Source organism: Spirosoma fluminis (assembly GCF_054778895.1).
In genome coordinates this window covers 29022-52751 of the sequence record NZ_BAAGZD010000030.1, presented here as the reverse complement: position 1 = coordinate 52751, position 23730 = coordinate 29022, and the positions used below count along the sequence as shown (strand labels likewise).

18 protein-coding genes and 1 pseudogene are annotated in these 23730 nt (G+C 45.9%); 3 read left to right on the top strand and 16 right to left on the bottom strand.

The window, feature by feature from the left end:
* The 15 genes and pseudogenes from ACYVBJ_RS20770 to ACYVBJ_RS20700 form a co-directional block, all read right to left on the bottom strand.
* Positions 1–210 (bottom strand): annotated as a pseudogene (locus tag ACYVBJ_RS20770) (IS982 family transposase); the annotation flags it as partial.
* Between the two features lie 105 nt (positions 211–315).
* Positions 316–1473, bottom strand: a complete 1158-nt coding sequence (locus ACYVBJ_RS20765) for a glycosyltransferase family 4 protein (RefSeq protein ID WP_460984224.1) — start codon at positions 1471–1473, stop codon at positions 316–318.
* Positions 1474–1486: 13 nt separating this feature from the next.
* On the bottom strand, positions 1487–2692 hold the full coding sequence (locus ACYVBJ_RS20760) for a glycosyltransferase (RefSeq protein ID WP_460984223.1): 1206 nt from the start codon (positions 2690–2692) through the stop codon (positions 1487–1489).
* Positions 2673–3221 (bottom strand): acyltransferase, encoded by a 549-nt coding sequence (locus ACYVBJ_RS20755; protein WP_460984222.1) that lies wholly within the window; start codon positions 3219–3221, stop codon positions 2673–2675. The genes ACYVBJ_RS20760 and ACYVBJ_RS20755 overlap by 20 nt, the downstream gene beginning before the upstream one ends.
* Before the next feature lie 70 nt (positions 3222–3291).
* The gene (locus tag ACYVBJ_RS20750) at positions 3292–4518 is read right to left on the bottom strand and encodes a glycosyltransferase family 4 protein (RefSeq protein WP_460984221.1); all 1227 of its coding nucleotides are present in this window, start codon (positions 4516–4518) and stop codon (positions 3292–3294) included.
* 49 nt (positions 4519–4567) lie between these two features.
* Positions 4568–5872 carry a hypothetical protein gene (locus ACYVBJ_RS20745; protein WP_460984220.1) on the bottom strand — a complete coding sequence of 435 codons (1305 nt, stop codon included), beginning with the start codon at positions 5870–5872 and terminating at the stop codon, positions 4568–4570.
* Positions 5869–7182 carry a flippase gene (locus ACYVBJ_RS20740; RefSeq protein ID WP_460984219.1) on the bottom strand — a complete coding sequence of 438 codons (1314 nt, stop codon included), beginning with the start codon at positions 7180–7182 and terminating at the stop codon, positions 5869–5871. The genes ACYVBJ_RS20745 and ACYVBJ_RS20740 overlap by 4 nt, the downstream gene beginning before the upstream one ends.
* 73 nt (positions 7183–7255) lie before the next feature.
* Positions 7256–8329, bottom strand: coding sequence for an NAD-dependent epimerase/dehydratase family protein (locus tag ACYVBJ_RS20735; protein WP_460984218.1), 1074 nt, complete (start codon positions 8327–8329; stop codon positions 7256–7258).
* A 165-nt stretch (positions 8330–8494) separates the two neighbouring features.
* Positions 8495–9268, bottom strand: a complete 774-nt coding sequence (locus ACYVBJ_RS20730; RefSeq protein ID WP_460984217.1) for a WecB/TagA/CpsF family glycosyltransferase — start codon at positions 9266–9268, stop codon at positions 8495–8497.
* 11 nt (positions 9269–9279) lie between these two features.
* A complete protein-coding gene (locus ACYVBJ_RS20725) occupies positions 9280–9948 on the bottom strand; it encodes a sugar transferase (protein WP_460984216.1) in 669 nt (222 codons plus the stop codon).
* 67 nt (positions 9949–10015) lie between these two features.
* The gene (locus tag ACYVBJ_RS20720) at positions 10016–12346 is read right to left on the bottom strand and encodes a GumC family protein (RefSeq protein WP_460984215.1); all 2331 of its coding nucleotides are present in this window, start codon (positions 12344–12346) and stop codon (positions 10016–10018) included.
* Positions 12347–12357: 11 nt separating this feature from the next.
* Positions 12358–13164, bottom strand: a complete 807-nt coding sequence (locus tag ACYVBJ_RS20715; RefSeq protein ID WP_460984214.1) for a polysaccharide biosynthesis/export family protein — start codon at positions 13162–13164, stop codon at positions 12358–12360.
* 17 nt (positions 13165–13181) lie between these two features.
* The gene (locus ACYVBJ_RS20710) at positions 13182–15020 is read right to left on the bottom strand and encodes a YjbH domain-containing protein (protein WP_460984213.1); all 1839 of its coding nucleotides are present in this window, start codon (positions 15018–15020) and stop codon (positions 13182–13184) included.
* A gap of 210 nt (positions 15021–15230) precedes the next feature.
* Entirely contained in the window at positions 15231–15935 is a 705-nt protein-coding gene (locus tag ACYVBJ_RS20705; RefSeq protein ID WP_460984212.1) for a hypothetical protein, read from the bottom strand.
* 41 nt (positions 15936–15976) lie between these two features.
* A complete protein-coding gene (locus ACYVBJ_RS20700; RefSeq protein ID WP_460984211.1) occupies positions 15977–17050 on the bottom strand; it encodes a hypothetical protein in 1074 nt (357 codons plus the stop codon).
* Positions 17051–18142: 1092 nt separating this feature from the next.
* Between ACYVBJ_RS20700 and ACYVBJ_RS20695 the strand changes: the two genes are divergently transcribed.
* The 3 genes from ACYVBJ_RS20695 to ACYVBJ_RS20685 all read left to right on the top strand — a co-directional run bounded on the left by ACYVBJ_RS20695 (position 18143) and on the right by ACYVBJ_RS20685 (position 23358).
* The gene (locus ACYVBJ_RS20695; RefSeq protein WP_460984210.1) at positions 18143–21244 is read left to right on the top strand and encodes an amidohydrolase family protein; all 3102 of its coding nucleotides are present in this window, start codon (positions 18143–18145) and stop codon (positions 21242–21244) included.
* Between the two features lie 79 nt (positions 21245–21323).
* A complete protein-coding gene (locus ACYVBJ_RS20690) occupies positions 21324–22625 on the top strand; it encodes an amidohydrolase family protein (protein ID WP_460984209.1) in 1302 nt (433 codons plus the stop codon).
* A gap of 154 nt (positions 22626–22779) precedes the next feature.
* A complete protein-coding gene (locus tag ACYVBJ_RS20685) occupies positions 22780–23358 on the top strand; it encodes a TetR/AcrR family transcriptional regulator (protein WP_460984208.1) in 579 nt (192 codons plus the stop codon).
* A 2-nt stretch (positions 23359–23360) separates the two neighbouring features.
* Here the strand turns inward: ACYVBJ_RS20685 and ACYVBJ_RS20680 are convergent, their stop codons facing one another.
* Positions 23361–23663, bottom strand: coding sequence for a GIY-YIG nuclease family protein (locus tag ACYVBJ_RS20680; RefSeq protein WP_460984207.1), 303 nt, complete (start codon positions 23661–23663; stop codon positions 23361–23363).
* Positions 23664–23730 lie beyond the last annotated feature (67 nt).

Genomic DNA, 23730 nt, shown 5'->3' with positions numbered 1-23730 from the left:
TTTCATGGAGCGCATAGCTTGTTGACAGTTGGCTCCAAAGTCCATGCAGGCCACCACAAAGACAAACAAAACCTCAGCATCGGTCAGTTTGGGCGGTTCTCCGCTGGCTGAAGGGCCGGTGGAGCTAGAGTGGTTGCAAGTTTTGAGATAGTCCTCTATCATTGCATACACGAACACATCGCGTAAGTCATCGGTGTCGAAGTGGAGCATGGTTAGTAGTGGAAGTTTGGCGACTTAAAACTACACAGACCATGCTTTTTTGTACAACCACCTACTACCACACAACTTGGGTTATAATATACAAAGAATAAATAACTATGGCAAAGTTACTGGTGGGGTGGTTTCTATTGCGACTGTAGAGCCTAACAATATACCCCTGTAAAAAGAAACAAATTGATTTGCTATTATTCTCATGTCAAACCGAGGATCTTTGATACTAGTTCGATCAGAGCTTTTCCAAGTATGTGCTAATGCAAATTTCAAGTTTTCCAAGACGTCACCTTGGAGACTAAAAAACTGGCATTGACCTTCTCCTACTTCACGCAGTGTCGGTATGTCGGAGCAGATTACTCTTGCCGAATTATACAATGCTTCAACTACCGGAAGTCCCAATCCCTCAACTGAAGACGGAAGCACCATGATGTGGCAGTTCTGATACAACCAAGTAAGCTCTGAATCATTTAAGGCAGATAAAAAATATACTTTATCTAATATCTTTAACTCGTGGACGAGTTGGTGCAATGATTCAGTCTCTGATCCGTTGCTGCCCACAATCAGTAAAGAGGAGTTTGCAGCAATAGTTCCTGACTCTCTAGTTTCATAAAACGCTTGTATAAGCAAATCAAGGTTTTTATTTTTTCGATGTTGAGCAACACTCAGAAGATATGGGCCTTGTAAAGATAGTTGACGGGGCTTAGACGCTTCAATATCTTTAAAATCAACCGATGGGTAAATGAGTGTTTTAGGACTTTTATACTTTGGAAAATATTTTTTGAACTGATCAAGTGTATGTTGTGATATACTAACAATTCCATCGCTATTAGCGATACAAATCCTAGCAAATAGTTGATTACCGTACACTTGAGGATAACCAAAATTTTCAGGAAATTCAAATGGGTAAAAGTCATTAACTGTTGAAACAACAGGAACTGAATACAACCAACGAAGCGTAGGTGCTGGAAATGAAAGGTGCACGAGTGAACACTTTAATTTCTTAGCAAGTGCAGGCAAGCCGGTTAGATACCACCAATTGCGTGCAATTGGCGCATTCTTCATGCTTATTGGGACAATCTCAATTCGATCAGAAATTATATTCAAATTACTACGATAATAGTTCACCTGCCAGTCGGCTACTGCCAAATAGACGCGTGAAACTTCAGAATGTGTCGCTAGCGAATTTGCTTGATTTGCCGCTGATCGGCAAATTCCGGAAGGTTTTTCATATCGGCTTACCGCAGCTATTAAGATATTCATTTGCGTAATCTTATTAATAATTGTTACTAGCGTTTTGCTCACTTAATGAGAAAAGCCTATTAAGAAAATCATTGGGTGTATGTGACAGGTAATAAGGCTGCCCATCGACTTGCAAGGGTGAACGTTGAGTAAGTAGTTGAACTAAATATGATGCAATGCCTTCAACGTCTTTCGGCGATAAGCAATGACCCAGCTGATATTTTTTGGTTAGTTCGCCTAACACCCCATAAGTTGAGCTTAAGACAGGCTTATTGTATTTTGCCGCAATGCCTAGTAGCCCACTTGAGACGAAAAAGTCCCGATATAACAATAAGGGTACATTACATTCGGCAAACAAGGTTTCCATCTCACTATTATCAATAAACCGGTCGTCGGTAATCAATTGTAGTGAAGGCTGGCCGTTTGTTAAAATGTTTGTCACCGAAGCCAGAGCCTTTTTGTAATCAGCCTTTACTCGACCTACTACTAATAGAGTAGCTTTTCTGGCCTGTTCAGGTGATAATCTTGCAAATGCCTGAAAGATGATTTCGATGTTTTTGCGTTCATCAATGGCACCGAAGATCAGAAACACGAAACGATCTTGAGGAATATTATATAATTGGCTGATAGGTATTAGAGCTGGCTCATAGTTATATATTGGATCTGGCAAATAGCGAAAAACGTTACATATTCGCTGATTCATCGCCTGCACAGCTCGTTCGTCGTTTAGAATATAAATGTTATGCAAACTTTTATTTCTACACATGTAATATTCTAATGCAAGTTTCTTTTGTCGCCAGAGCCAATATTTAACACGGTTGGCCAAGCCAGAGCCAATAGTCTCAATACGATAGTGCGGTCGGAAATATATACCGGAGACTTTAAAAGGTGTCGTTTCAGAACCAATAGACAGTTGATACTGGTCTATTTCTAAAATAATGACCTCATCAATAGCGTACTCACCAGCATATTTCTTGATAAGCTTCCACTCAACTGCTCGTCGTTCGGTTAACTGTTGGCACTGCTCCAGTAAAGTATTTTCTTCATCATTAATATATAAAATATTAACATATTTATTATGTATATTTTCAAGGTAACTACTTACAGTTAAATTAAAGAGGAATATAATCTCTCGGCTATCGACCAGTTCATGCTGTTCCAATAGTTTAACTATGTTTAGGATATAACCAAGGTTATGACCCCTAACCTGAACTCCTAAATCACATGCTAACTGTTTCATGAGCCTGATTAATTTCTTTTAAAAATCGAGCCGGGTTGCCTGCCCAAATTTGATAGGGTGGGATACTTTTTGTGACAACCGAGCAAGCGCCTACAATTGAATGATGGCCTATAGTCACCCCTTTCATTATTGTGCTATGCGCTCCAATGAATACGTGATCTTCTATAACAACTCTCCCTTTTTTAGTTGTTTTTTTGTCAACTATAGAATTTAGTCGATTATTTGCGTTTAAACTATGGAAATCGGTGTCGTAAATTGCTGTATTACCACCAATCATAACATGATTTCCAATATATATATCATGTTGACAAGTAATTGTAGATGAGCTTATACCTACATTATCACTAATTATAAGTTTAGCGTCATCGCTAACGTTAAACTCACATTGATTTACCCGGCCGGTTCTACTATAGTAAGGCCCATTACTTATTGTCAAATTTTCTCCAATTATAAAAGATCCTCTAAGTGACACGTTGACTAATGGTATACCACGTGATAAAAAAAAGCTACCATAAGCTACACCGTTCATTTTAAAAAGCAGTTTAGTGCATACTGTGTGATAGATTGGAGTAATATTAGTTCTGAAAAACCAATAGCTTCTAAATAAGAGACGTAGTGGATTTGTGTACAATTTCATATGTATTTTTACCGTAAGTAGAATGATAAGCGTTCAATACATTTTGTTTAATTCGGTTTGAACTGTGCCGCTCACGTGCAATACGTCTGCCATTTGAAGAAAGCATTTGCTGTAAGTCTTGATTAACCAATAATGTAATTATCTGCTTAGCAATTTGCTCTGGCTCCAAGCTTGTTAGTAAACCCGTTACGCCATCTTCGATTAATGATGAAACTCCACCTACATTGCTGGCTATTACTGGAAGGCCGGCAATCTGAGCCTCACAGACACTGTTGGGGCTGTTATCTATATATGAGGGATGTACTAAACAAAAGCTTTCTTTATAAGCTTTGATCATGCCCGGTACGTCTTGCATCCCCCGAAAATCGAGATCTTCTAGCGAAATATTTGTTAAGCGGTCACGTTTTAAAAAACGCTTAACCTTATTAAGATTGGCCGGTTTGGAACCTAGTATTATTAACTTGATAGAAGAATGCTGTACCTTAACAATATTGAAAGCTATTAATAACTCTCTAAATCCTTTTATCGATTGCATACCACCAACGTACAACAAATTAGTGTTTGCCGTAAAGTTGTCAGTCACTGAAAAAAAATCTGGTCGTATAACTTCCCATATATTATGTATATGCGCTGCTGGCGCAAGCTGTTTTACCCATTGTGTATCCCAATGAGTTCTACACATAAAATGTTTGAGTTTTTGGCAATACTTACGTTCATAATAACCAGCTAAAAACCAATAGAACCTTCTGTATGAAAAGGTCTCCGGAATGATCTTGTAGCATTCCGATATAATGCCTTGCACGGATAATATTTTTGGAATGTCAAATCCTGCGCAGGCAGCAACATATTGATTTTCTGAACCGTGAATGTGAATCAGATCGTAATTAGATACATATTCGTTGAGAAACGATTTAAGCCGCTTGATTTTTAACTGACACCCCGTTAGTAAGTCTATAGAGCCACGAGGAGCTCTAAGATATACATAAGTAATACCATCGCGCTGAATTGTAATGTTTTCTTTAATGGAAGGCTTCCAAGAGATAATAGTTAGAGCAACATCGTTTTTTATTAAAGAAGCAAGTGATGTAATCCAACTTGCTGCATGACCCTTGTGGTCTTCCAAAAGTGGAAAATTGGTTAACCATAACACTCTTGTTTGGTTAATTTTATTTATATTTTTAATACTCATACCTTTTGTATATTAGTAGTTTTAAAAAAAGCATTAGTAGGCTTTTCCCTTAAGAAGGCACATGGGGTTCTATACTAGACACGACATTTCTTGGATTTAACGATAAAAATGGGTTAAAACTAGCTCGCATTGTTTTTGATAAGCAAGACCCAACAAAGAACCACACTATGACGTCATAAACTCCAAGCTTCGGATGATTCTCTACAATCATCACTAATGTGTGGCAAAGAATTATAATACCAAAGCCTTTGATTAGTAAATTTTTAGATTTATAGAATGCCATAAAGCTTGCTGAAAGTAAAAGTAGTAATGTAGAACATAGTAATACTACTCCTCCTTTTAAAAGGTAAGCTAGTAGCCCTACTTCAATATTATAACGATTATATTCGTCTGCACTTTCACCCTGCTGCTGATACACAGAGTAAAAAAAACTACTAAAATATTTTCCTAATGCCCCTCGCCCAAAAAATATGTCATTGCCTTTTTTTAAATCTGTTATTACCTCTTCATACATCCAAGCTCTATTTTGATCGTTATCGATTTTGACACCGAATACATTTATTTCGCGCTGCCCATATAAACTTACAATATCATCAGCATACATCACTAAGGTTAGAATAGTTAAGGATGCTATAATTGTAGTTAAGTAAGATATTACTGATTTTTGTCTAAGTGTAGTATATAAAGTGTAGATGCTAACTATTAACACTTCACGTAGTATAACGGACCGAACATCTGTAAACAAACCAGTTAGTAAACAAGCTATTAATCCTAATACTACTATTAGCTTTTGTTTTTTATTGATATAAGGCCAAAATGGAATTAATAGATAGCTTACTTGCACAAACGGGCTTGCAAAGAAACCCATTCTTCCATTAATTAATCCTAACGGGGTCAAAAATATACCTATAAGTGTCAACTTTAACCCTGTGCGAATTAGTATATCGTGATTTTTAATTTTATCGCCTATAAAAACCATCAATGGTACAAGCAATCCAATTCCTGTTGAATAATTTCCTAATAGATTAGCTATTACTTGCACGTCCACCTTAAAGCAGCGAAATACTGTAATTAATGAATAAAATAAATATATAATTAGGTAAAGGTTAATGAAAAAAGAAAAAGTAGTATTTTTCCTAAGCCTTTTTTTTATAATACGAATAATCAAAAAGAAGGCGATTATCAGTGCGCTTGCAATCGTGATCTTAACTATGTTAAAACCTTTTGGTTGAAAATATTGAATTTGGCCTTGATAAATGCAAAGCAATAGGAGTACCCAAAAGAGATCCCATTTTTCAAGCTTAGGTTTGCCATAGCTTAATAACTCTCTATTTGTTACTAAATAAGTGCTCATTGCTTGATAGTTTTAGGATAGCTAACTTTAGTTTTCATTATCATGGAAAAACTTTGTGGAAGAATTCTAACGCCATTACTTTGTAAAATTAAATACATACATATAGAAATGAACAATTCTGTTATTAGCCAAGCATAGGCGGTTCCTACTTCGAAGAAGTAAGGGACTAGTATAAAATTCAACATCGTTCCTATTACGGCTCCTCCTAACGTTATTCGATAGAAGTATCTTTCGAGCTGTATGTTGAGCATTGTTTGAACTCCTAGTAAATTGTTTACACTAATGATTAATGGCTGAAAGGCTAAGATTTTAAGGATAATAACTGCCTGTTTAAATGCTTTTCCAAACAAAAGGTTAATTGTGAAGTCCGCTAGAAAATAAATGGAGATTGACATTAGGACAGTGAATAAAACAAGCCGTGGAAGTGCCTTACTCACTATCTTGATTCCGTTTTCTCGACTTACTGAGAATTCTCTGGCAATGTATGGGTAAAACGCCTGACCAAAAGCGCCCGTTATGAAAAGGCATCCTATCATAACGATTCTATGAGCCGAAGAGAAGTAGCCAATGTGTTCTGGAGCTGCTAATAAACCTAATATGAACGCGTTTGTTCCGGTGTAAAGGTTGACAACTACCGTGCTGAAAAAGAATAGCTTGTACTTCTGAATTACCTCAATAATTTTAGCGAACCCCGGCATTTGCAAATGAATGCCATATTTTCGTATGGCTACAAACAAAGCAATTGAAGCAATAACTACCTGTCCAACGCTGATTGACAGATTATGATAAACATAGTCGCTTTCGGTATGAACAAGCAAAAAGATTAGCCCTGTAAATAAAAGCTTCATTATGACGTTAAACACGGCGGTTTTGGTCATGTCCTCCATGCCTTGATAAAGCCACGTTGGATACAGACAATAAGCAACACAGGTAATAAAGGTAGCAGAGTGTAGGTATGCTTCTGTCCGAAATGATGGAACCGCTAATGTAATAAGGCCGAAAAGTACAGTTCCTAATAGTAGTAAAGCTATTTTGGTAAATAGCGTTTCGTTGAAGATAGCCTCTATCTGATTATTATCTTCCCTATTTGCGGCAACACGTCTGGAGGCCGATAACTCAAAGCCAAAATTAACAAGTAACCCAAAATATTGAATATACGCCTGTGAGTAGTTAACTAAACCAAATTTATCGGGGCCAAGTATCCTAGCTACATAGGGCATAGTAATTAGCGGCAGCGCATAATTCGCTGCATACATAAGCCCCATTGACAATAAATTTTTCTTGAACTTAGCCGACTCCTTTGATTTCATTTATACAGTCTATATAGTTGTTTTGGACTATCTAACGTATGAACTCGCTTTTTCAAAGTAGGCCTGTAACGAATTACACTATCCGAGCAAACCGCTCAACCATGCTATCATGAATTTGAACCATAGTTTGCTTTAAGTCATATGTCCAGTTCCAGCTTGGATAATGCTTTTTAAACTTATTTAGATTTGATATGTACCAGACATGGTCCCCTATACGATTTGTCTCTGAGTACGTGTAGTTCATTTTGTTGCTCGAGATTTCCTCGCAAAGTGCGATGGCTTCCAGCATTGAGCAGTTGGCATGACGACCACCTCCGGCGTTATAAACTTCACCCGACCGTGGATTCTGGTAGAAGTGCCAGAACATATTTACCAGATCATAGCTGTGAATATTGTCACGTACCTGTTTACCCTTATACCCGAAAATGGTATATTGTGTACCAGTAATAGCGCACTTCATTAGATACGACAAAAAGCCGTGCAATTGTGCTCCTGAATGATTAGGACCGGTCAGGCAGCCTCCGCGAAACACCCCTGTTTTCATGCCAAAGTACCGACCATACTCCTGTACTAGAATGTCGGCAGCTACTTTAGATGCACCAAATAGCGAGTGTTTGGTATGATCGAGGCTCATGTATTCATCAATGCCATCCTGAAAATACGGGTGACTCTCATCAATCTCCCAGCGGGTATCGGTTTCAATTAGTGGCAGGTAATTAGGGTTATCGCCATATACTTTATTAGTTGAGGTAAAAATAAAGACCGCTTCGGGGCAATATTGGCGGTTCATTTCCAATATATTCAGCGTACCATTGGCGTTAACGGTAAAGTCGGTGAACGGTTCCCGGGTGGCCCAGTCGTGACTAGGTTGGGCCGCCGTATGCACAATCAGTTTAATATCTGTGCCGAACTCCTTAAAAATAGGAGTCAACTGGTTTACTTCACGAATGTCAGCCGGGCGGTGTACATAGTTTGGGTAGGCTTCTTCCATCCGGTTACGGTTCCAGTCTGTAGAGGCTTCATTGCCAAAGAAATATTGACGCATGTTGTTGTCAATACCAATAATCATATCAAATTTATCAGCGAAAAAACTGACAGCTTCACTGCCAATCAGTCCGGCCGATCCGGTAATTAAAGCGATACGCATTCTTGTATGAGTTTTGTTTTTATAAATGACTAGGTGCGCCTGTAATAATTATTTTACCGTGCTATTGTCACTTATAGATTCCCGGCATTTTGATTCTATCAAAATTAAAACTCAATGCCGGTCGTCGAAATAAACGACTGATGATGTAATGTTAATTATTGTTTTTTAGTACTGGTTATTAGTTAATTTTAGTTTTGTTATTAAAAATAAATATATAAAGTGAGTATTTGTAAATAGATAGCGTTTCCAGAGCCGTTGAGGCTCTTTGCCAAGTCTGTACAACCATTCCAGGCCGTTTCTTTGCATCCATGCTGGCGCTTGTTTTACATTACCTGCATGGAAATCAAAGGCCGCCCCAACAGCCATCATTACTGCATTTATCTTTCCCACATGGTTACTAACCCATGTTTCTTGCCTTGGACAACCTCTACCCACTAGTACTATGTTAGCTCCTGAATCATTAATTTTTTTAATATCTTCAAGATCCTCTAATTCTGTAGCCTCTCTAAAGCGGTCTTCATGTAAACCGCACACAATTATACTAGGGTATTGCAACTCGATAAATCTTTTCAACTTAATAAGCGTATGTATATGACTACCATATAAATATACTTTTAGCTTGTGCTCTTGCCCTTTTTGCAGTACATCTAGTACTAGCTTAGGTCCGTAGACTCGATCCTTTAAACCCACGCCGAAAAAAGCGTTAAGCGCCCAACGAATAGGTTGGCCATCTGGCACTATAAGTTGTATTTTACTCAGAGCTTTTTCTAAATCTGGTCTATTAAATGCTTCCATCAATCCATGAACGGCTAAAGCCGATACTCCGAATGAAAGATGGTTTAGGGCGTTCTCAATTATCACATTTGAAGCTAAATTATAATCAACAATAGCGTAATTAACTTTATTAAATAGTTTTCTGGTTCGGTAGGCATTTTCCATAATCGTATTTCTCAATAAACATTCTTATTATCACTGATCATTTTCTTTATAGTTAATAAGCAGATGAAGACATCTAGCTTAAAGGACTGTTTACGATTATACAGCCGATCGTACTTGATCCTGTGTGCCATTTTTATATCCTCATCCGTTTCTCCCCGGCATCCACGTGCTTGAGCTAGACCAGTTATACCAGGCTTTGTGCGGTAGCGACTCCTGTACTTGGGTAATGTGTTCCAATATTGTGCATCTAATTCTATGGGATGGGGCCTTGGTCCAACAACACTCATTTCTCCAAGAAGTACATTTAAAAACTGAGGCATTTCGTCCAAATTTGTTTTTCTCAGAAAACGTCCTAAGCGCGTTACTCGACTGTCTTGCCTAGTTGCCTGTTTGAAACTAGCATTGGGCACAAACTTCATCGTTCTAAATTTGAAACAGTAGAACCAGCTCCCCCGGTATCCTGTGCGTTTCTGTATAAAAAAGGTAGGGCCCGAAGAATCAAGTTTGATTAAAATACTCAATAAGGGCACCAACCAAGACAAGATCAATACGATTACTAATAAGGAGAAGCAGATATCGAATATGCGTTTTCCTCGATGTTGATACGTGAATTCACTGTGCCGGGTCCGTGGCTCAGCGTACACGTACAAACTTTTGTAGTGTGAGTCAAGACTAAGCATAAAAGCTAAGTTTACGTAAAGTGGTTATTTGAGGTTAATTCAGAAAATGGTTACACTAAACGTTTAGTTAAGCGGTTCCTCCTAAGCGACGATTTTTGTCTGATCCTCCGTAATAGTCGCCATAGCCGTAGTTATAATAGTAGGATTCGCCTTCGCCTACGCCGTTTAGGATAATGCTTAGCTTCTGAAAGCGGTGTTCCTTGTACAATACATCGACCATTTTCATCGAGTTTTTGGGAGTATGATCATGGCGCACTAGGAACATGGTTGCATCGGCAAAAGGAGCAATCAATTGGGAGTCCGTTACCAAGCCAACCGGTGGTGAGTCAACCAGGACGTAATCGAAGCGGGCTTTCAGCTCTTCGAACAGTTGCGCTAGTCGGGGAGAGCTTAGCAACTCCGATGGGTTTGGGGGTAATGGCCCAGCTGTAATGATGTAATAGTTCTCGTAACCAAGAATCGGACGCAGCAACTCATCAATCGTGGCCTCGCCGATTAGGTAATTGCTCAAGCCCGCCCGGTTCTCCATGTGCAGGCTCTTGTGCAGTTTAGGCTTGCGCATATCCATTTCCAGAATAACCGTTGTCCGGTCGACCAATGCCAGGCTAGCGCCCAGGTTCAGCGAAATAAACGACTTGCCTTCGCCACTAATGCTGGAGGTAAACAACAACACCTGGCTTTTGTCCGGGTCAGAGCGCAGGAACTGGAGATTGGTACGTAACGCCCGAATCTGCTCGCCAATTACCGATTGCATCCGGGGTTTGAACACCAGATTGTCGGCCGATACCTGTTTGCTTTTTACAATCTCGCCTAAAATAGGAACCTGCGTAGCCTCTTCAACGTCCGACCGACGCAAAATGCGGTTGTTTAGGGCATCTTTAGCGGTGATCACACCGATCGGGAACAATAAGCCCACAGCGGCAAATAAGGCGAAAATCATCATCTTCACCGGTTTCACCGGTTTGCTCCCCGTTCGGGCAACATCCACCGTGCGACTATCCGAAACGGTAGACGCGGCTGACAAGGCGGTTTCTTCCCTCTTTTGCAGCAGGTACGTATAGAGCCCGTTTTTAATGACCTGCTGACGGGTAATGTTCAGCAGCGCCCGTTCTTTACCAGGGACGGTGCGGATCATGCCTTCCATACGCTGGTTATTGGCAATCAACTGGCTCCGGCTGCTGGTCAACTGCTGCCGCATCGTTTGAATATTTTCGTTGATACTGGCCTTCAGGGTCTTTAGCTGGCTATCCAGCGATTGCAGCAAGGGGTTGTTCGGCGACATGGTGCGCGACACTTCTTCCCGCTTCATCTCCAGTTCGGCGGCCTTGGTCAGCAAGCCTGTCAAGATCGGGTCACTAAACCCCAGCGTAGCGGGCGCTACGCCTTTTTCGCCCGATTGGTTCTGCACATACCGTGCTACGTCTTCCAGCGCACTCAGCCGAATGTTGACTTCATTCAACTGCGTATCGTTTTCTTTTACGCTGGAGAGAAAGGTTTGAGCCTGTACGCTTAAGTCGGTAATGCCCTGGGTTGATTTGTACAGCTCCACCTGTTTCTCCACGCTCGATAACTCGCCCGAGATCAGGCCCAACCGATCTTCAATGAAGCTTAACGTATTGCTGGCTTCCTTATTCTTGTCGACAATAGCTTCTTTGTTGTATTCCTGAATAAGCTGGTTCAGAATGGCTTCTCCTTTATCCGGCACCGCTTCTTCCAGATTCATCACCAGCACGGTCGATTGCTTGGCCGTTGGTTCAACCTTTAAGTTTTTTAAATAATCCTCCACCGTACCCGTATGGTCTGACACCGTAACGACAACGGGTTCTAGTGTAGCGTTGAGGGGCTTGCGGGTGAACACGCGCAACTGGCCGTAGGGCGTTTGGGTACTCTGGTTGACTGGGTATGATTTCCCGTTCAGGCTCACCGTTTTAGGGTCCACGAAGCTGATTTCCAAATCCGTAGTATACAGGTCTGGGGTTGGCTTTTCAACGAGCAGCCGAATGGGCGATTCCGCGTAGATCTCTTTCTTAACCGTACTGGTCGGATGATAGTAACGCACGTCGAGCCCCAGGCTGTTGACGACCCGGTCCATAAGGGTGAACGACTTCAGGATTTCCATTTCGTTCTCCACCACCTTGCTGGAGCTGAACAGGTCCATTTCCTTCATGAGGCTTTCGCCAGTTATGCCTTTCTTCTCGTCCTTGATCAGCAGGCTGGCCTTTACGTTATAAACAGGGGGCTGATAGAGCAGATAGACGTAAGCGGCTCCGGCCGCTATGATCAGCGACAGCACGAACCACGGCCAGTTGCGCACGTAACGCATGAGCATGGCCCGTAGGTTAACCTGTGGCTCGATTTCGTAGGCCTGATAGGGGGTATATGGGTTATTCGTAACCATGTTCGTTGGTATTAAAGGCGGGTGACAATAATGGCGATGACGGATAGGGCACTCAGCATAATAGGTAAGACCTGGTACGTTCGGTCGGCATTGGCCACGCGGGCCTTGCCCGGCTCTACGTATACAATGTCGTTGGGGCGTAAGTAGTAATAGGGCGATTTAAACACATCCCGTTTGGTCAGGTCAATGCGGTTAAAGGTTCGCTGGCCGTTTTCTTCGCGAATGATCAGCACGTTGTCCCGGCGCCCATAGATGGTAATGTCGCCAGCCAGCCCCAGGGCCGCCGGTAACGTAATCTGCTCGTTGGGAATCGAAAACAGCGACGGGCGGGTTACTTCACCGGAGACCGAAATCTGAAAATTCAGGTTACGGACATTAACAGTTGGCTCTTTCAAATAATCAAGCAGCTTCTGCCGGATCTGAGCCGCAGCCTTGGTGTTCGTCAGCCCCTGAACGGTTTGTTTCCCAATTAGTGGCAGCTCGATCTGACCTTCCTCGTTGACCAGGTAGCCGGGGGTATATGGGATAGGCGTTGTTGGGGTGGGAGTTTGTGTCGATCCCCCCCGTTCGGCCATCGAAATCGTTGCGTAGGGGTTGAAAAACATAGTAGCTTCCGGGCTCAGGCTGCTTACCTGCACGGAGAGAACATCGCCGGCTTTGATGGTCGGAATGTAACGGGGAGCGATCGCCATCGTGCTGTCACTGGAACCACTGCCCTGATACAAAACCAGCTCTTTGCTGGAAATGCAGCTCGACAGGCACGCACACAAGCCAATAAACCAAAGCCCCACCTGTTTATGCATTATACGTATTGTCATTCTGGTAACTCTAAAAACTAACGATACTGATTCTGTAAATAACTGTTATGGTACTGGCGAAGGAGCGCATCCAGCTGATTGCCCGTCCGATACCGGGTGCCAATTCGATACCCCCGGCTGTAATTGTATTCCCAGCGAAACTCTTCCGTACTACGTACCCGGAACCGTTGCGTCTGGACGATACGGCCGGGCGCAATCGGAATGGCAAAGTTGAACCCACCCGTGCCGCCATTGCTGGTTTTCAGGGCATAAAAGCCAACCTCTACGTTCCCCAACTGCCGGATAAGGTCTAGCCGTACCCCGCGGTCATGGTACATGTACTGACCCCCCGACAACTTTACCGTAATATCCCGCCGGGGAATCCGGTACGCTGCGTCGGCGAGTAACAGCAACTGATCGGGTGCCTCATAATAAAGACCGTTGGCCGGGAAGAAATAGAAGCCGGTCAAACCCGTTTCTACACCGAACGACCAGTTTTTGGTCAGGTCCGCATGGCGGTACTGGACGTTCAGCCCATACTGATCATTATAAAACAGACCCGCCGATAGACCCATAAAGTTGGCCCCGCCCAGCGCCAGAAACTGGTTCAGGAAGGTAGGAGCCGGGCGAACGTTCAAGTCCTGGTTATCCAGTTTATTGACGATCGGCAGCAATACCCCCCAGTTCAGCACCAACCCCCGATTCAGGAACAACTGGCTTTGCAGCAAGAGATTTGTTTTGCTTTCCACTGTCTGTTCCCGAAAGCCGAACTGCGCCATGAACTCGGGCTGTAACCGAAAATCAAACTTGTAGGTCCGACTGTCAAACCTATGCGCTTTCGCCCACGCTCTCCGTTCGGCTTTCGCCAGCAGGCTGGTGCTGAGCTGAGACGACAGGCGGTAACGAGCTATGGGCACACCCTGGTAGAGTGGTGTAAACTCGTTGATGCCCTTCGCCGATACCAATTCTGCCAACTTCCGCAACCCGACCATCGGATTGCGGTACAGCCGCTGTTCGAAGGAGACGCTGTGTTGGGCACTGTCTACCGACAGATTCTCAAAGTCCAGCAAGACATCCCGCTTCTGCGCGATCGGTTCAGGCTCCTGCGCCGACATTCCGAGCCGGTTAGCCGGTTTAAGCGACCGAAGCAAGGAGACCGAATAGGACGTACCAAAGGTGATCTGATCCGCATTCAGTAGGCCAGCCTGAACGGTCCAGTGCTTGAACAGTAAGGCATAAGCCCCTACGTTCAGGTGCTGCGAATCCCACTCGACCATCACCCCGCCTTTTCTGGCAAAATTGAGGTTCACGCCACCAAACGGACCACTTAAGTAGTGATAAGGACGATCCCGTTTGTCACGTAGCGTATAGCCCGAGAAGATGTCTGAATTTTCTTCATTCTTAACCCCTGCCCGATAAATGGAATAGGGGCTTCCCATCCCCGCCGTAATCCCCGCCGTTACGGCCTTGCTCAGCGCAACATGCTTGGTAGCTACCAGCGCGTACGTAACGAGTGAGTTGTCAATGCCAAACGGAGCCGACAGAATGACGGCCATGGACGGTCGCTTTGCCTTCTCCGTGAATAGAGCATACTTCAGATCAATCTGCCGATCCCCAATACCTTTATCCTGAAAGCGGATCGGACCGTTCGGATTCAGGAGATTGATATTGACCTCTAACCGTGGTAAAAGGGACAGATTGACGTACCCAATGCTTTCCGAATTCTTTTTATTGAACCGGAAGGCGTAGTGTTTCGGGTTGTAGTTGTACCCAATCGAGAACGTACCATCTTCCAGCACCTCTGCCGACGGTATATACATCAGCCCCGGTTTGCCGGATATGTTCATCTGCGCCCGTGACCGTATGGGCGAACCCAAACAGACGGCAAGCAGGAGGCCCAGAAAAACTTTTTCTGTGGTCCTGTTTGGTCGGGCTTTTTTGAACGGTAGATGCATATACGTCAAGTCGTCCTGTATGGTATAGTCTATAGGACTGATTAAAAAGAAGTAATTCGCTAAAACAAGTCGCAGGTTGCTCAACCCTGCTCATGAGCAGGGCCGAGCGTCAGAGACGTAACGTCAGCAGGATTAATTGAACTTGTAACGTAGCGACAGCCCGGCTTCAACCCCATTGAGGCTAACCTTTTCGGTCGTGCTGGCCGCTTCGGTACGTACCGCCTGATTGTAGCTGCCAACATGATAGCGCACATCCAGACCTGCGTACAGTTTCTTGACCAGTTGCTTTTCGGCCCCGACAAAAATCTGCACCCCGTAGTTGTTACCCGCCTGCGTTTCGTTCAGTGAACCTGTGTTGTTCACTACCTGCCGGTCGAATTTGTTATTGATAAAATAACGGGCCACACTCACACCCACGTAGGGCGTCAGGAACGGCGCTTTCCCTTCAGTAGGCTGATTGCCGAGCGTATATTTCAGGTCGAGCGATACGGGAATGATCGACAGCATCAGCTTTTCGGAGCGGTTGATCCCGGCAATGCTTAGGTCGCTGGACGCTGATTGCTTCCAGTAGCCAACCCGGCCGCCAATCGACAGGCCTTTGGTAAGTCCTACTTCAATGGCTGCTGTCGGCATAACGCTGCCGCCTAGTTTAGCCCCTTTACCGGCATTGTAATCGGTTAGGATAGACCGGTTGTTCCAGTAGTCGAGTGAAGGCTGCCAGTAGCTGGCACCAACGCTGATGCTCTTTAGGTTTACCTGAGCCTGCGCAACGATGGGAGCGACGAATAAGCCGGTGGCCAGCGTAGCGAATGATAGGAAAAGAGATCTGGTATTCATTATATCGGCTGAATGAGGTTATGGTCCTGACAAAACTGTTGTTACTGGTCTGCGCCCTTGCGGCCACCGCCCTGGTTGTGGCAGCTGGCTACCGCGCTGTTCCGGGCGGCTGTCAGCCGGGCTACGGCTGCATTAAAGTTGCTGGTGATTGACCCTAAGTCAGCGTCACGAGCCGCCTGTGCGTTTGCCAGTTTAGCCGCGCCCGTTGCATCGCAGGCCGCTGTTTCGGCCGCTTGCAGCGTGTTATACATGCCTGCGGCATCCGAATAAGCTGCGAGTTGAAAAGCTTTCAGCAAAGAGTAAGAGTCTTCACCGAGTATCGACCGACCAGCTTCCAGGTTTGCTAATGCGTCATTCAACGTTTGTTGTGCACTGGCTCGCATCGGATCGTATTTCGCCGGAAGACCCGCCTTGCAAGGCGCAGCTTCTGCGGCAACTCCGGCAGTATTCTGCGTATAGGCGCTGTTAATAGCAGCGGCCTGGCTTGTTCGGGTGGCCTCCAGATTTTGGGTAGCCGTATTAGCCGCAGCATTAGCCGCAGCTTTACAGGCGTCGTCATCTGTCGTCGAGTAGGCAACGGGGGTTACCGGTACCACTGTATTGGCTGGTTTAGCGGGTAAACGACCGCCGATGGGCTTACCATTAACGGTTGGTAACGTGAAGGTGGGTAAATACGCTTTCAGGGCCGGGTTGCTGGTAATCGCTTTCACCTCAGCCTGTAAATTAGCGGGCAGCGCGCCCGTTGTAGACAGTGTGTTCAGCACGGCTGGCGTAAAGCTGGCAGCAAGTTGAGCCGCTTTTTCCGGAGATACCGCTTTGCTGACATCGGCGGCTGCCTGCTGAACGGCGGCTGGCACCTGACCCGTTGCGGTCAGATTAGCCAGTCCGGACGTAACGGCTGCGGCTGCAGTAGACGAGGTTACGGAAGCCGCAGTAACGGAAACGGCGGCCGGAGCCGTAGCCTTCACTTCCGGCAGCTTCACGTCGTCGAGACCTTTGAAGGTATACGTAAAGGGCGTGAGCGACTCAACATCCTTTGTCTTGCAATTGTACAGGGTAGCGCCCAGCATCAGTCCCGAAGCAAGCAGCTTAAAGTTTGGTTTTACGGCTTTCATGTAAAGTTTTTTCTAAGGTTGTGTGCTATGAATAATGGTTAATTAATGAACGGAGTGCTGTTTAGACATGGAGAAAAGGGTTAGAAAACGATTTGTATAATAAGCTGAACATAGTCTAGTATGATTATAGGTTTGACGTAAGGGCCGTAGTTTTCACCACTCTCTAGAGCATGGATACATAGGTTACCTGAGCGTATGCGAGTAATCGTAGAACAGCAAGCTGATTCAGGAAGCAGAGAGGTAACCTCGAACCCTGTAATCGACGCAGAGGTCTACAGGCTGCTTGTACAGATTGCTTAATTCCGGTTAAATTTTATCAAAAAAAATATTTTCCTGAGAAATCCAGATGACAAGAGCCATCGTATGTACAGAAGAACAGACTCAATGATCTCTGCAACCCCAAATTTTGGGTAGGGGACTCATTGCCCCTTGGTTAAATACAAAATGAGCTGATAGTAAGGAAGTTGATGCGTTAATGGTCATATAACAGTCCGTTTAGGTCTGCGTGGGATATTTTATTGACTTAGCAAACATACTGAAAAAACTATTAGTAATAACCCAGCCGCTGAATGGAGCTTATTTATTTACGGAATAAAGCAAACGGTATCATATAGTTGCAATTATGTATCTGTTTGTTTCTAAAATAATTAATATGAAACTTAGGAATGTTAATATAAATATTTGATTGGAGTTGCAGAAAATGTTGTAATTTGAGGAGTCACCCTAAGTTACAAGCATGATTTTTAATTTAATTTTAATGTATATTAAAATATCTTCTAATGGAATAGTGCAATATCAGATTCGAATAGTTAATTATTATATGAGTATATGTGCAGTTACAAATTTTGCTTTTACTCAAATACTGCTCATTCCCTATACGCATCATCGTAAAAAACCAGGGCTGATGAATGGGTAATTACAGGCTAAATTAACCCGCGAACTAATCCGTATTAGTCCTGCATAACTATAAGCCAGTCTATTTAAGATTACCTCAATTTATAACTCCGGCGAAATAAAAGTTTGTTTTTTCTGAGCAAGGAATAGGGTTTGGCTATTTTTACCGCTTCAGCCAAATCTTACTCTACCGACTTCATGACAAAACAACTCTTGACGACACTCTGTGCCGCTGGTCTGACGTGCGGGGCAATGGCCCAGACGACATTTCCCCGAAATGGCGTGTATGACGATCGACCAGGGCTATACGCCTTTACGAATGCAACCATCGTCGTTGACCCGCAGACTACCCTACAAAACGCTACCTTATTAATCCGGAATGGGCGGGTGGAAGCTGTTGGCACTACTGTCAACCTGCCAGCCGGAGTTGTGGTCGCTGACCTCAAAGGAAAGCGTATCTATCCGGCCTTTATCGACATCGACTCGGATTACGGTATGCCGGAGGTAAAAGCCGAGCGCCGGGCGTTTACGGCTCCTCCCCAGTACGAATCAAACAAGAAAGGCGCGTACTACTGGAACCAGGCAATCCAGCCCGAAACCGATGCCAGTGTTTTGTTCAAGGCTGATACCAAAAAAGCCGATGAGCTGCGTAAGCTGGGTTTCGGCGCGGTACTGGCGCATCCGCACGATGGTATCGTTCGGGGTACGGGCGCACTCGTGACCCTCGCCGATGATCGGGAAAATACGCTGGTGCTGAAACCCAACGCTACGGCGCACTATTCATTCAGCAAAGGAAGTTCGGGACAGACGTACCCCAACTCGCTGATGGGCTCGGTTGCCCTGCTGCGGCAGGCGATGTACGATGCCGACTGGTATAAACGGGTGGGTGCGAAAGAACAGGCGAATATGTCGCTGGATGCGTTCAGCCGCATTCGGTCGTTGCCCGTTGTTTTTGAGGCTTCGGATAAGCTCGGCGTACTGCGGGCCGACAAGATCGGCGATGAGTTCGGCATTCAATACGTCATTCGGGGTGGGGGAGACGAATACCAGCGGCTGGATGAAATTAAAGCAACGGGCGCGTCGCTGATTGTGCCGCTCAATTTTCCGCAGGCCTACGATGTGGAAGATGCCTGGGATGCGGACAACGTATCGCTGGCTGAGATGAAGCACTGGGAACTGGCCCCGACCAATGCAGGTCGGCTTGCAAACGCGAATGTCTCCTTCGCCTTAACGTCGGCGGGGCTGAAATCGAAAGCCGACTTCTGGGCCAACCTGCGCAAAGCCATTGAGAGTGGTTTGTCGGAACAAAAAGCGCTGGAGGCCCTGACAACGGTACCCGCCCGGTTGATCAACGCCGAGGATCAGGTTGGTACGTTGCAGAAGGGCCGGATTGCTAATTTCATTATCACCTCGGGGAATGTGTTCAGCGCCGACAACGTAATCTACGAGAACTGGATTCGCGGGAAGCAGTATATCGTGAACCGAAAAGACGCAACCGACTTGCGGGGAAGCTGGACGCTCGCAGTTGTCGGGCCGGATGGCCGTAACCCGAACAACCTGAAACTGAACATTACAGGAAAAACACCGGAGAAGCTCGATTACCAGATCCTGATCGATACCACCAACGTTACTCCGAAGGTTACCGTCAGCGGTGAGCTGATCTCTATTCAGGTACAGCTCGACAAAAAAACGAGGGCTGGCGATCCGGCCGGAACCACACGTTTGACGGGCTACCAGACGTCCCCGACCCGTATTGTCGGCGATGGCGAAACGCCGGATGGCAAAGTCGTTACGTGGTCGGCTACCCGCACAGGGGATATACCGCAGTCAACTACGGCTACATCGGGCACCGCAACCGCTGGCCGATCGACCACAGCTACGTCGCTGATAGCTCAATCGACGCTCCTGTATCCGTTCGTTGGGATGGGTAACGCTAAAAAACCACAGGCGCAGACTATGCTGATCCGCAACGCAACCGTCTGGACGAACGAAAAAGACGGAATCATGCCGGGCGTTGACGTACTGGTGCAGAACGGTAAAATCGCGCAGGTCGGTAAGGGCCTGACCGCTCCCGCCAGTGCCAGTGTCATCGACGGGACGGGTAAACACCTGACCAACGGCATCATCGATGAGCACTCGCATATCGCCCTGTTATCGATCAACGAAGGCGGGCAGTCGAGTTCGGCCGAGGTGCGCATGTCGGACGTTATCAACTCGGAAGATGTAAATATCTACCGGCAGCTGGCGGGTGGGGTTACGGCCTCACAACTGCTCCACGGCTCGGCAAATGCCATTGGTGGCCAGTCAGCGATCGTAAAATTAAAGTGGGGTGAGGCACCCGATGCAATGCTGATCAAAGGTGCGGATGGCTTTATTAAGTTCGCCCTGGGAGAGAACGTGAAGCAGGCCAATTACCCGAATCCGAACGTATTGACGCGCTTTCCGCAATCGCGGATGGGGGTAGAGCAGGTGTATATGGATCACTTTACGCGGGCTCGGGAATACGCCAAAGCCTGGTCTGCTTACAACAAACTGAGTACGAAAGAAAAAGGGGCTGCTGTGGCACCCCGCCGGGACATTGAACTCGACGCTCTGGCCGAAATTCTGGCCAACAAGCGGTTCATTACGTGCCACTCGTACGTACAGTCGGAGATCAACATGCTCCTGAAAGTGGCCGACTCGCTGGGGTTTAAAGTCAATACGTTCACCCACATCCTGGAGGGCTATAAACTGGCCGACAAAATGGCCAAACACGGCGCAGGGGGCTCGTCGTTCGCCGATTGGTGGGCGTATAAAATGGAAGTAAAAGACGCGATTCCGTACAATGCAGCGCTGATGCACCGGCAGGGGGTAACGGTGTCGATCAACTCGGATGATGCCGAAATGGCCCGCCGACTGAATCAGGAAGCGGCTAAAACCGTCGAGTACGGGGGCATGACCGAAGAAGATGCCTGGAAGATGGTGACACTAAACCCGGCTAAGCTGCTGCACTTAGACAATCGGCTGGGTAGTATCCGGGTCGGGAAAGATGCTGACCTGGTGCTCTGGAATGCGAATCCGCTCGCCATTTACGCCCGGCCGGAGTACACCATCATCGAGGGAGCCGTTTATTTCAGCCTGAAAGACGAAGAACTCAAACGCGATGCCATGCAGGCTGAACGTGCCCGACTGATTCAGAAGATGCTGGCGGCTAAAGCCGGTGGGTCAGCCACGCAGCGGGCCGGTTTCAAACGGGCGCGTATGTTCCACTGCGAAGATATTGAGGGTGTTATCGCCGAAGGTGAAGAAACCAGCCATTAACGGGTCATTCTTTCCTGTCATTAATTGATGCAAGAACAGAAAACGACAATTGATGCCAGCGAGCTAACTACTAATTCAGATGAAGAAACTCTTTCTATCAATACTTACCCTGGCCTCGCTTACGAGCTTCGGTCAGAATCCTGCGCCGGCCAAACCGCAGACGCGGCCGATTGCCCTGCTGAACGGAACCATCCATATTGGCAATGGCCAGGTGATTCCGAACGGCGTCATCATCTTTGAAAACGGCATCATCTCGACCGTTGCCGATGCGACCATCGTTCGGCTGGCGATGGACCAGATGGACGTAATCAACGTAGCGGGAAAGCACATCTATCCCGGTCTGATTTCACCCGCATCGACGGTTGGTCTACAGGAGTTTGCATCCGTCCGGGCAACGGTCGACAAACAGGAAACCGGCATTCTGAACCCAAACGTACGGACGTTGATTGCCTATAATACCGATTCCGAGATTATTCCGACGATACGTAACAACGGCGTATTACTAACGCAGGCTATGCCGCAGGGCGGGACCGTGTCGGGCAGTTCGAGCGTCATGATGGCCGATGGCTGGAATTGGGAAGATGCCGTGCTGAAAAAGGACGACGGCATCTGGCTGAACTGGCCGACCTACTTCGCGCGTGAGTTCGACATCACCGATTTTACAACCGTCGTCAAGAAAAACGAGAAACGGAACGAAGTTATTAGCGCCCTGCAGGCCACGTTTGCTGATGCCAAAGCGTATGCCGCCCTGCCCAGTCCGGCGGTTATGAACCTCAAACTTGAGGCTATGCGGGGCTTATTTTCGGGTAAGCAAAACCTGTACGTCCGGGCTGATTACGGCAAAGACATTATCGAAGCCGTTACGTTCGCCCGGTCGGCGGGTGTGCCTAAAGTCGTTATCGTTGGTGGAGAAGAAGCCAATCGGGTCGTTACGTTCCTGAAAGATAACAACGTACCGGTCATCCTGAGCGCCCTGCACCGGCTGCCGAACCGCGAAGATGAAGACGTTGACTTACCGTATCGGCTGCCGGGGATTCTACAGAAGGCGGGTGTACTGGTGAGCCTGAGTTATGCCGATGAGTGGTGGCGGACGCGTAACCTGCCGTTTCTGGCGGGTACTGCTGTTGGCTTTGGCGTAACAGACCGGGAGGAAGCCCTGAAAATGGTTACGTCGAACACCGCTAAAATTCTGGGCGTCGATAACGTCGTGGGAACGCTTGAACGGGGCAAGCAGGCGACACTGTTCGTATCGGCCGGTGATGCGCTGGATATGCGGACCAACGTTGTAGAGCGGGTGTTTATTCAGGGCCGAAGCGTAAATCTGGACGACCGGCACAAGCGGCTCTACAACACGTACAAAGAGAAGTACCAGCAGAAATAAGTGTACAAGCCTTCCCTATTCTTGTTGTGGGAAAGCAGACGTGAGATAAACCTGAAACAAAACGGGCACCGCGTGATTTATTGCGTTGTGCCCGTTTTGCATTAAACAGCATAGACTATATCAAGTACTCAATCTTTATTACAGGCGAAACCCTGTGCGGCCACAGTTGATAAAAGAACGGATCATAGCGGAAGCCCGACAGTTGTTTAGTCAATTTGGCGTGAAAACCGTCAGGCTCGATGATATTGCGCATCAACTGGGCATTTCCAAAAAGACGCTGTATCAGCATTTTGCCGATAAGGAAGAACTGGTCCGGCTCATGCTGGAGGATCAGCTGAACGAAAACCTGTCTGAAGCTACGGTTATTCACAGCCAGGCGGCCAATGCCGTTGTGGGTGCTCTGCAGATATGGGACCGGCTGATTCGGTACAGCCAAACCGTGAACCCTAATCTTCTGCGGGACATCGAACGGCATTATCCAACAGTATGGAATTTCTTTCAGGAATTCCGGACCCAGTACATCGATACAATCCTTAAGGCAAATCTTCAGGAAGGTATTGAGCAGGGGCTTTACCGGGCCGATTTGGACAAACCCGTCCTGGCCTGGCTATGGGCTGAACAAAGCCAATGGGACGTACCGGCAGCGCCCTATAAAGAAGCCCTCAAACACCAATTTGTTCGAGGGCTTCTGACGCAAAACGGACTAGCCTTGTATGAAACGCTAATTCACTAATTTCAGGATTTGATTTCTTCATTCAAGAATCGCCATTCAGGATTGAATGAGGCAATCAAGGCTTCTTTCTTTACCCGACTCCATTTTTTTAGTTCTTTTTCGCGATCGATGGCATTCTGAACATAGCGGTGATGCTCCCAATAAATTAAGTTACAACAGTAATACCGTCCAGCAAACTTATCAGCTTGGCCTCTGGACTGATAGTGCTCGTCTAAACGACGTATTAATTCGTTCGTCATACCAATATACAGTACACTCTTCTCGGAATTTGTTGTGATGTATATGTAAAACGAATAGGTCGACATTACGAGAGCTATATCTATTTTTTGTCATCCCGACCAAAGGAGGGATCTTCTCTAATAGCAATAGTCA